General features: G+C 68.5%; 16 protein-coding genes. 9 read left to right on the top strand and 7 right to left on the bottom strand.

The features are described 5' to 3' along the window. Positions 1-28 precede the first annotated feature (28 nt). Together pstC and pstS are read right to left on the bottom strand one after the other, a co-directional pair. Positions 29-1,003, bottom strand: a complete 975-nt coding sequence (gene pstC, locus HNR51_RS05755; protein WP_012456943.1) for a phosphate ABC transporter permease subunit PstC — start codon at positions 1,001-1,003, stop codon at positions 29-31. 114 nt (positions 1,004-1,117) lie between these two features. Continuing rightward, on the bottom strand, positions 1,118-2,158 hold the full coding sequence (pstS, locus tag HNR51_RS05750) for a phosphate ABC transporter substrate-binding protein PstS (RefSeq protein WP_012456942.1): 1,041 nt from the start codon (positions 2,156-2,158) through the stop codon (positions 1,118-1,120). 298 nt (positions 2,159-2,456) lie between these two features. On the opposite strand from pstS, the gene HNR51_RS05745 reads away from it, so the two are divergent. Next, a complete protein-coding gene (locus tag HNR51_RS05745) occupies positions 2,457-2,732 on the top strand; it encodes a hypothetical protein (protein ID WP_182554270.1) in 276 nt (91 codons plus the stop codon). 34 nt (positions 2,733-2,766) lie between these two features. Here HNR51_RS05745 and HNR51_RS05740 read toward each other — a convergent pair whose 3' ends face one another. The 4 genes from HNR51_RS05740 to HNR51_RS05725 all read right to left on the bottom strand — a co-directional run bounded on the left by HNR51_RS05740 (position 2,767) and on the right by HNR51_RS05725 (position 4,542). Beyond that, the gene (locus HNR51_RS05740; protein ID WP_012456940.1) at positions 2,767-2,973 is read right to left on the bottom strand and encodes a hypothetical protein; all 207 of its coding nucleotides are present in this window, start codon (positions 2,971-2,973) and stop codon (positions 2,767-2,769) included. Positions 2,974-3,463: 490 nt separating this feature from the next. Then, the gene (locus HNR51_RS05735; RefSeq protein WP_182554269.1) at positions 3,464-3,619 is read right to left on the bottom strand and encodes a hypothetical protein; all 156 of its coding nucleotides are present in this window, start codon (positions 3,617-3,619) and stop codon (positions 3,464-3,466) included. Between the two features lie 159 nt (positions 3,620-3,778). After that, positions 3,779-4,030 (bottom strand): PilZ domain-containing protein, encoded by a 252-nt coding sequence (locus HNR51_RS05730; protein ID WP_182554268.1) that lies wholly within the window; start codon positions 4,028-4,030, stop codon positions 3,779-3,781. A gap of 149 nt (positions 4,031-4,179) precedes the next feature. After that, on the bottom strand, positions 4,180-4,542 hold the full coding sequence (locus tag HNR51_RS05725; protein ID WP_182554267.1) for a hypothetical protein: 363 nt from the start codon (positions 4,540-4,542) through the stop codon (positions 4,180-4,182). 345 nt (positions 4,543-4,887) lie between these two features. On the opposite strand from HNR51_RS05725, the gene HNR51_RS05720 reads away from it, so the two are divergent. The 8 genes from HNR51_RS05720 (at position 4,888) to HNR51_RS05685 (ending at position 8,788) form a co-directional block, all read left to right on the top strand. Beyond that, positions 4,888-5,805: an NAD(P)H-hydrate dehydratase gene (locus tag HNR51_RS05720; RefSeq protein WP_182554523.1), complete on the top strand. Its 918-nt coding sequence runs from the start codon at positions 4,888-4,890 to the stop codon at positions 5,803-5,805. 60 nt (positions 5,806-5,865) lie between these two features. After that, positions 5,866-6,033 carry a hypothetical protein gene (locus tag HNR51_RS05715; RefSeq protein WP_182554266.1) on the top strand — a complete coding sequence of 56 codons (168 nt, stop codon included), beginning with the start codon at positions 5,866-5,868 and terminating at the stop codon, positions 6,031-6,033. Positions 6,034-6,364: 331 nt separating this feature from the next. Next, entirely contained in the window at positions 6,365-6,619 is a 255-nt protein-coding gene (locus HNR51_RS05710) for a hypothetical protein (RefSeq protein ID WP_012456934.1), read from the top strand. Between the two features lie 47 nt (positions 6,620-6,666). Next, the gene (locus tag HNR51_RS05705) at positions 6,667-6,942 is read left to right on the top strand and encodes a hypothetical protein (protein ID WP_012456933.1); all 276 of its coding nucleotides are present in this window, start codon (positions 6,667-6,669) and stop codon (positions 6,940-6,942) included. A gap of 26 nt (positions 6,943-6,968) precedes the next feature. After that, positions 6,969-7,211, top strand: coding sequence for a hypothetical protein (locus HNR51_RS05700; RefSeq protein ID WP_012456932.1), 243 nt, complete (start codon positions 6,969-6,971; stop codon positions 7,209-7,211). Between the two features lie 110 nt (positions 7,212-7,321). Continuing rightward, complete coding sequence (locus HNR51_RS05695) at positions 7,322-7,696, top strand: DUF4440 domain-containing protein (protein WP_182554265.1); 375 nt, start codon at positions 7,322-7,324, stop codon at positions 7,694-7,696. A 409-nt stretch (positions 7,697-8,105) separates the two neighbouring features. Continuing rightward, a complete protein-coding gene (locus tag HNR51_RS05690; RefSeq protein WP_182554264.1) occupies positions 8,106-8,372 on the top strand; it encodes a hypothetical protein in 267 nt (88 codons plus the stop codon). Further along, complete coding sequence (locus HNR51_RS05685) at positions 8,369-8,788, top strand: hypothetical protein (protein WP_182554263.1); 420 nt, start codon at positions 8,369-8,371, stop codon at positions 8,786-8,788. The genes HNR51_RS05690 and HNR51_RS05685 overlap by 4 nt, the downstream gene beginning before the upstream one ends. Before the next feature lie 8 nt (positions 8,789-8,796). On the opposite strand, the gene HNR51_RS05680 is transcribed toward HNR51_RS05685, so the two are convergent. Further along, positions 8,797-9,153 carry a hypothetical protein gene (locus HNR51_RS05680; protein ID WP_182554262.1) on the bottom strand — a complete coding sequence of 119 codons (357 nt, stop codon included), beginning with the start codon at positions 9,151-9,153 and terminating at the stop codon, positions 8,797-8,799. Positions 9,154-9,169 lie beyond the last annotated feature (16 nt).

The following is a 9,169-nucleotide window of genomic DNA, read 5'->3' as shown; positions in this document are numbered from 1 at the left end:
CTGGCGACGGTCGTCTCAGGCGACGGCTTCAGGCGACCTTGGCGCGCCGCACCAGCAGGCGCGCGATGATCAGCACGAAGAAGGTGATGATGAAGAGCAGGCAGCCGAGCGCCATCAGCGAGGAAAGCTGGAGGCCGTCGGCCTCGTTGAACTCGTTGGCGATGCGCGAGGCGATGGTCGAACCCGGATCGAAGATCGAGGCGGAGAGACGGTTGGCGTTGCCGATCACGAAGGTGACCGCCATGGTCTCGCCGAGCGCCCGGCCCAGGCCGAGCATGATCGCGCCGATGATCGAGACCGAGGCCTGCGGGACGAGGACGTGGCGCACGACCTCCCAGGTGGTGCATCCGATGCCGTAGGCGCTCTCGCGCAGGACGGTCGGGATCTGGTCGAGCATGTCGCGGGTGATCGAGGCGACGAAGGGCACGATCATGATCGCGAGGATGATGCCGGCGGTGAGCACGCCGACGCCCGAGGGGATGCGGGCGTAGAGGATGGTGCCGAGCACCGGCATGCCCTCGACGAGGTTCGAGACCGGCACCTGCACGAAGCGGGCGAAGAGCGGCGCGAAGACGAACAGGCCCCACATGCCGTAGATGATGCTCGGGACCGAGGCGAGCAGCTCGATCGTCATGGCGACGGGCTTGCGCGCCCAGCCGGGGCAGAGCTGCGTCAGGTAGATCGCGATGCCGAGGGAGACCGGGACGCCGATGATCAGCGCCAGGAGCGCGGCGGCGACGGTGCCGACGACGGCCGGGAGCGCACCGAACTGCTCGGTGCCGATGTTCCAGGCCGTCGAGGTGATGAAGCCGAAGCCGAACTCGGAGAAGGCCGGCACCGCGCCGTAGATGATCGAGCCGAGGATGCCGGCGAGCACCGCCAGCACGAGCAGGGCCGAGGCGTAGGCCGCGCCCTGGAACAGGCGGTCGGCGGTCTTGCTCGGGGCCGTGCGAGCCGTATCGCTCTCGCGGGCCAGGGCGATGGACTGGGTCAAGGCGGTCATCCGCGGAAGGGCTCTTCGAACGGGGGGCGTTTAGCGCGCCGTGGCGCGCGAGGCGAGCCGGACGGTCGGAGAAAGACCCTCTCCCGTGGCGGGAGAGGGCCGGAGACTCAAACCTTACATTCCGAAAACGGGCTTCCCGTCCTTGCCCTTGATGCCCTTCCACGCGTCGTGGATCAGGCCGACGACGTTGTCCGGCAGCGGGACGTAGTCGAGTTCGGTCGCGAGCTTGTCGCCGTTCTTGTAGGCCCAGTCGAAGAACTTCAGCACGTCGCCGGCCTTGGCCGCGTCAGCCGCTTCCTTGTGGACCAGGATGAAGGTGGCGGCCGTGATCGGCCAAGCGTCCTCGCCGGCCTGGTTGGTCAGCGTGATGCCGAAGCCGGGGGTCGACTTCCAATCGGCGCTGGCGGCAGCGGCCTGGAACGCCTTGTCGTCGGGCTGCGGGTACTTGCCGGCCTTGTTCTGGATCAGCGCGTAGGCAAGCTTGTTCTGCTTGGCGTAGGCCGACTCGACGTAGCCGATCGAGTTCGGAACCTGCTTGACGGTGGCGGTCACGCCCTCGTTGCCCTTGCCGCCCTGGCCGACCGGCCAGCTCACCGTGGTGGCGGCGCCGAATTCCTTCTTCCACGGCTCGGAGACCGAGGAGAGATAGGTGGTGAAGATGTTGGTCGTGCCGGAGGCATCCGAGCGGTAGACCGGCGTGATGTTGGCGTCGGGGAGCTTCACGCCCTCGTTCAGTGCCGCGATCTTCGGGTCGGACCACTTCAGGATCTTGCCGGCGTAGATGTCGGCCAGGAGTTCTCCGGTCAGCTTGACCTTGCCGGCTTCGACGCCCGCGACGTTGATCACCGGGACCACGCCGCCCATGACGGTCGGGAACTGGACGAGGCCGTCCTTCTCGAGCTGGGCGGGCTTCAGCGGCGCGTCGGTGGCGCCGAAATCAACGGTCTTGGCCTGGATCTGCTTGATGCCGCCGCCCGAGCCGATGGACTGGTAGTTCAGGCCCGTGCCGGTTTCCTTGCGATAGGCTTCCGCCCACTTCGAATAGACCGGGAAGGGGAAGGTGGCGCCGGCGCCGGTGATGTCGGCGGCCAGGGCCGAGGTCGCAAGCTGGGCGGCCGCAAGGCCGACGGCCAGAGCGTAAGTGAAAGGTTTCACGAGCATCTCCGTAAGGTGTCGGGCGCATTGTCGGGGCCGGGCCTGTTCTAGATCCGGTCTCGCTGCGACGCTGCTGCCATCTAGTGCACCGACGCGCCGGCTCTATGACGCCCACATGACGGTGACGTGACAGCGCTTACGGGAGCGGAATTTCGCTGCGGATGGCACTGCTTGACCGCCTCCGGCGTTATCGGAGGTGCTCGGACGCCTTGTTCCGTGAGATCCGGTCACGAGACTCGTCCCGTGAGATCTTGGAACGAGAGAGCCGGAGCGTTGACATCCCAAGGAGGCCGTCGGCGTGACGGAGCCGCATCCATCCCGCGAGGAGAATCCTCGCCTCGATCCGACGGACCCGCAGGAGGCGGCCTATCTCGCCCTTCATGCGGAGCGCGCGTCTCTGGAGGAAGAACTGACGCTGCAGCAGCAGCGCCAGCGCTTCGGCAACGATGAGCAGGAAATCGCCTCGGCTCATGCCGCCGAAGCCTCGCTCCTCAAGGATCTCGATCGCGTCCTGACCCTGATCCGCGCGGCCGAGGTCCGGCGCCAGCAGCCGAAGGCCCGGCGCTGGCAGTAGGGTGAGGGCCGGCGGGCCGCGGTATCGGCGCCCGTCAGGCGCGGCGGCGGCGGTCACGCTCCTTCTGCCGCAGACGCAGCAGCAGTTCGACCTGCGCATCGGTGATCGGCTGCGCGTCGCAGCGCTCGACGTAAGCGTCACGCAGGCCCTGCCCGATCCTGTGGCGGCTCTCGCCGCTTAGGGCCGGCACGGCGGCTTCGACGAGCGATCCACCGGGGTAGTCCGTCGCGAGATGTGCCATCAATCGACCAGGCCGAAACTGAAGGAACCCTATCGCACCCGGCAACACGGAGCGATGGTGGCCTAGATTGCATGAAGATGGTTAACGAAGACTTACCGTTGCGGGGCCGATCCGCCTCGATATCGCAAGGTGTCTTCCCCGGAGGCCGCGCGGGCAGATTCTTCTGCGTCACTCTGCTTAAAGAGACGAATAGTGTGCGCTGCCACACATCGTGCAAAAGAAAATTTCACCCTTCCGGGCGCCAGTGGCGCAGGAAACGTCAACTTTGACAGCACTTTGAGCCGTCCGAGGCCGGCTCGGTGGTGTGCCGCGCCTGGGATGAACGGCCCAGGGGGCCGCGTTTGCTTCCATGTCGTTGGGCTGCCCGCCCCCATGCGGTACGCAGGCGACAGGCGGGTCGGCTTTCTCCAGAGAAGCCGGCCCGCCACGAGGCCGCCATTGCGTTCCACGCGCGGTGGTCAGGACACGCGTATCGGCGCTCTGCGACCGGTCACTCGCCTTCGGCTTTGTCGCTCTGGCCCTCTTTCGCGCCGCCGCGCGGATCGGTGCTGTCCTCCTCGGACGACGTCCCGCTGCTGTGGCCTTGAGGCGTCAGGCGGGGCCGGTCCGGCGCTTCGACGTCGGCTGTCTTCTTCGTCTCTGCCATGAGGCACCTCCGACACGATCAACCCGGCGGGCCGTGGCCGGGTTCGGTCATCGCGGACGGATCATCGCAGCAGGATCGTCGCGAGAAGTCGCGAAGGCTTTATTACGGGAGAGACCCGAGCCGCCCGCCGGCGCCGGCGCCCGTCCCTGCGACGCGGCTTCAGCGATACCGCGCCCCGATCACCTCGTCGGTCCGCCACAGGGTGCGGCAGACCGCGACGGTCTCCAGGGGCGAGGATGTCAGCATGAACACGTCCGGGACGACCGACGTATCCAGAACGATGATCTCGACATCCTGCGCAGAGATGCCGCGCACCCAGCATCCGATCGAGGTGTGTTCGTCGACGGCGATCAGCCCGGCCTCACCAGCCGCAGAGGTCGTGTCGAACCGGCATTCCGCATCACTGGACATCGATGTCCTCACTCGCACTCGAAGCGTGGCAGCGAGGCGATAAGAGGCCGTTGCGTGATTTCCTAAAGTTGGATCCATCGCACCCGGGAGACGGACGGCCGTTCGGAGGAAGACGAATCGGGCTCGTTCATGCCGACGGAGTCGCCGGATCAGCGCAGCAGCCACACGATGAGCCCGACCGCCACGGCTGCGGCCACGACGAGCCCGTAATAGGCCGGCATCACCCACCGGTTGGCGCCGTGACCCGTTGCCATCCGAGCCGCTCTCTGGCGGCGAGGACGGGTCTCTTCGTCCCGTGCCAGCGCGACGCGGGAGGCGTCGGCGGGAGAGCCCGCCGCCTCGTCATCGGTGCCGAGGGGCGACAGGCCGGGATCGTGGGCGGGCATCTTGTCGCCGGTACGCCCGGAATCGATCTCGGCCTTCAGCTGCGCGCTGGTCGGCCGCGCCGAAGCGGCGGGCGCGTCGGGCACACGGTCGGCGGGAGGCGGCGGGGTCTCGGAACGGAGGGCCATCGATCACATGTCTCCTTCGCATCGACCACAGCCGCACCCGTCGCCCTTCGCGACGAGGCGGGCATTACTGGGCGCCGGCACCGCCGCTCGCGCTGCCGCCGGCCGCGAAATTTCGGTCGATCGTGCGAGCCCCGGTCGTGCCGCGTGCGATGGGTCTTGATGGCGCGTCCGGGAATGTCCTTCCGGGAAACCCGGGATCGACACGTTGTATCCTGTCCCCTCACGCCTTCTTCGACCGCGTGCCGGGATACGGCCGCTCACCCGGAGGCTTTACGCTCCAGCGTCGTCCGGGATCCGCGCCGGACGTTCCGCTCCCGACCCGCCCGGACGCGCATGCAGCCGCCCATGACCGAGAACCGCCTCACGCTCGATCGCCTGCGAGACCGGCCGCTTCCGATACCGGAGGAGGGCAGCAAGGAGCAGCGCGGAACGGTCCTCGTGGTCGGCGGATCCGCCGAGGTTCCGGGCGCCGCCTTCCTGGCCGGCATCGCCACTCTCCGAGCCGGTGCGGGGCGTCTCAGGATCGCGACCGTCGCCAGCGCTGCGTCGGCCATGGCGCTCGCGGTGCCCGAGGCACGGGTCGTCGGACTCGCCGAGACCGATGAGGGCGACATCGCCCCGGACGCGGCCGAGGCGCGCCTGCCGGCGCTGGCCGAACGCTGCAAGGCGGCGCTGATCGGTCCAGGCCTGAGTGCCGGCGAAACCGCCGAGGCCGTGTCACGCGCGCTCTTGCCGGGACCGGGGGCAGCGGCTCGGGAAACACCTGCCCTGGTGCTCGATGCCGGCGTGATCGCCGGTCTCGGCGCGCATGCCGATGCGGTCCGATCCTGCGGCGGGCGCGCGGTGATCACGCCGCATGCCGGCGAGATGGCCCGGCTCCTGGACATCGAGCGAAGCGCGGTCGAGGCGGATCCGCTCGCTGCGGCGCGCCGTGCCGCGGATCGGCTCGGATGCGTCGTGATCATGAAGGGCGCACGGAGCTGGATCGTCGATCCCGCCGGGGAGCCGTGGCTCTACGGCGGTGGTGGGGTCGGGCTCGCCACGTCCGGCTCCGGCGATGTCCTGGCGGGGATCGTCGCGGGCCTTCTCGCACGAGGCGCCGAGGCGGCGACCGCGGCAGCGTGGGGCGTCTATCTGCACGGGCAGGCCGGGCGGACGCTGGCCGACCGCGTCGGGCCGGTCGGGTTTCTCGCCCGCGAGATCGCCGATGTGATCCCCGCCATCCTGCGCGCGGCCGGGACAGGGTCCGGCGCGTCCGGATAGGCCGGGAACACGGCCGAAAGCGCGAGGGTTCTGCTCTACCTCACAGAAGAGAGGGCCGTCATGACGTCATCGGAGCCCGCGAAACCCGGCGATGAAGCGCCGCCCGGAACGCCCGGAACCGGCGAGAACCTGTGCCCCCGCTGCGGGGGAAGCGGTCAGATCGAGGCAAAGAGCTGCCCCGACTGCAACGGCACCGGCAAGGTCATCTCCGGCATCGGCGGCGGCTGACCACGACCACCGCGCCGTCACTCGGCAAGACAGAGAGGTTCAAGGCTGCCGGCCCCGGCCGGCGGTCTTTCGCCATGCGGCGCGCACCACGCACGCGCTCCAGCATCGTGCGATCCGACCAGAGGGAGCGCCGGCACGGCCGGCGCAGACCTGGAACGGAACGGCCTGCTTCTCCTCAACGCACCGCGTCGAATCAGGCTCACCGAACGCGCCGATCCGTGCTAGAACGAAAAAAGAACATGCAGGCACCGCCCCGTTCGGCACCAACGTCCAAGGCACCCTGCCGACGGCGCGGATGACGGCCAGCCGGCCCTGATGCGGGAGAACGACGGTGACGATGCGAACCACCTACCTCGTGCAAACCTTCGTGCTGAAACGCAAACGCCTGTGCCCGGGCGATCAGCAGGTCTCGCCGACGGTGAGCGGCGCCCTGAAACGGGCCGAGGCGATGGCGACGCGGCTGCCGGGCACGGCCGCCCTCCAGATCGTCGCCGACGACGAGACCGGCGAACTGGAGAGCGCGACGATCCTCGGCCGCTTCGGCGAGGTGCCCGAGGATTTCGCCGACAGCCTGCAGGCCGCCTGAGGCACGCATCACGCGACATCGCGAGAAGAGGAATCGAGAGGGATCCCATGGCTTTCAAGCCGAAATCAGCCGCGGAGACGAAGGCGCGCGATCTGGGCCTGGCGCTCGCCCGGCTCGCCGAGAGCGAGGGCATGCCGGCCCATGTCGGCGTGGACGCCCTGCGGCGAGCGAGCCCGCGCCTGACGCCGCTGGCGATCGGGCAGATGGTACGCAAGCACCGCGACATCCTTGAGGAAACGCTGACCGAGCGCGGGCTGACCCTCGTCGATTACGCCGACCAGGGACCGGGGCGCGGCATGGAATTCACGGTCGCCGACGCCTGAGACCGCATCAGCGCGGAGCCGCTCGCATGGAAGCCGTGCGCCGAGTCGGCGCCTATCTGCAGGTGCAGGACGGCGACGGCTGCCGCCATTTGCTGCGCGTCTCCAGCGTTCAGGCGGTGAGCGACACCGATCTGATGCGCAACGAGACCTTCATCACCGCCGCCGGCCGTACGATCCGCGTGCCGCAGCCCCTCGACGAGATCGTGCCGCTGATCTCGCCGGGCGAACGGTTGCCGGTCGAGGAGGAGAGCGAGCCTTGGCCGTTCTAAGGCAACGCGTCGGGCGGAACGAGGTGCGTCCGCCGGTGGTCGAAGGGGCGCCGGAACGATCGTCCCGCGTGGCGCTTGTCCCGGCACTTCGAGAGCCTGAGGAGGACCGCGTGGACGATGATCGGGTCTGGTCGTTCGAGAAAAGCCTTTGGACCGGCGACGCGGATCATTACCGCGAACTGGTCGATGACGAGTGCCTGATGGCGCTCCCGCAACCACCCTACGTCTTCGGCGGTGCGCAGGCGATCGAGGCGGTGGCCGACACGCCGCGCTGGTCCGACGTCGCGTTCGAGGACGGCCGGATCGCGCGCCCTCAGGAGGGCCTGATCGTCATCGCCTACACCGTGAAGGCGACGCGCGGCGACGAAACCTACGAGGCGCACTGCACCTCGACCTATCGCCGTCTGTCGCACGAGGAATGGCGGGTGGTGCAGCACCAGCAGACGCCGCGCATCCTGGCCCCCTCCGTCGACGACGCCCACTGACGGGTTTTTCTCTCGCGCAGGGGGGATCCGCCGCCTCATCCGGCGAAACAGGGCGGCTCCGCCCCCGCGATGTAAGCCTTCCGGCGGCCTCGGCCGCCCGAAGGCCGAAGCCGTCGACGGTTGACGATGCGCGTCCGGCCGATCCTGCCGATGACGTGTCTCGGACGCCGGGCACGGCATCCGGCGCCACGCAGCTACGGCCGCGGAAACCGCAGACTTTTCAGGATGTTGGAAAGATTTGGCTCCCCGAGCAGGACTCGAACCTGCGACAAAGCGATTAACAGTCGGGGTGATGTCATTGATTTTATTCGATGTCGTTACCGCGGGGAGGGTGTTTCGCTCCGGTGAACACCTCCTCGCGGTGACCGGCCGCCTCGCCTGCGCTTGAGCGGCGGGATAGGCTCGCGGGATGGCTGATCCAAACCCCACCGTCGGCGAGTTGTTTAAGGCCAAGGCTGTCACCGACGAGCAGGTGAACGCGGCCGTTGATGCTTACCACGCCGATCCTGGCACCACCGCCCACCCGATCGCCGACGGCTACAGCCTCGACCTCGGCGCGGCCGTCGCCGGGCACGCCTGGGCGAGCCAGGTCGTCGCCAACACCGAGTCGAGCGAGAACCTGAAGCGCGCGGCGGTCCGCACTGCGATCCTGCTCGCCCGGGCGGAGAAGGCGTGAGCGATCCCGACGCCGAGGTCTGGAGCCACACCTTCGAGCCCGGCCCCGACTTCACGCTCGAGGTCCGCAGCATCGTGGTCGGCCGGATCTACCGCAACGACAGCATCCCTGCTCCGCCGCGCTGGTACTGGACGATCACCTGCGTTCGCCAGTTCGTCGGCATGCTGAAGCCGAGCAAGACGGATTCGGGCTTCTGCCACACGAAGGAGGAGGCGATCGAGGCGCTGCGCGCGGCCTGGGCACTGGAGCGGGACTGGCGCGCGGAGATGCGCAAGCTCACCGCCCACGACAATGGCGGCATGACGTATTGGGTCGCCATGGTCGCGTGGGAGGGATACGAGCGCCCGGCCGGCAGCACGCACGAAAAAAGCCCCGAGGCCGAAGCCCCGGGGCGGTGTGTGGACGGATGTGGATAGCGGGGAGGTCAGTCGGGCCGGCGCCCTGTGATGGCCTGAAGCATCTCCCGGCGTGTCGCGGCCATTTCCTCGCGCATCGAGGTCACGAGGTCGTCGATGCGGCGCTCCATCCGGGTGATGACGTCGCCGGTGACGTAGGTTCGGGCGACCTCGACCTTGAAGTTGTGCAGGGCCTCGTTCTGCGCCGCGACCTGGATCTTCACCGCCGCCATGTCGATCGTGAGCGGCGAGACGGCGGCAGCGGTCCCGCCCTTCACCTTTCCGACAACCCAATCGGCGAGCTTCCCCAGGCTGACGAGGAAGATCGCGAGCGCGAACACCTGCACCCATGCGATCGGGCCGGTGGCGAGGAACGAGGTGTCCATGGCGGTATCCTTGGCG

The sequence above is a fragment of the Methylorubrum thiocyanatum genome, assembly GCA_014138645.1.
GTDB lineage: Bacteria > Pseudomonadota > Alphaproteobacteria > Rhizobiales > Beijerinckiaceae > Methylobacterium > Methylobacterium thiocyanatum.
Note: the sequence above shows the minus strand (reverse complement) of the source record. Positions and strands in the feature narration are given on the sequence as shown.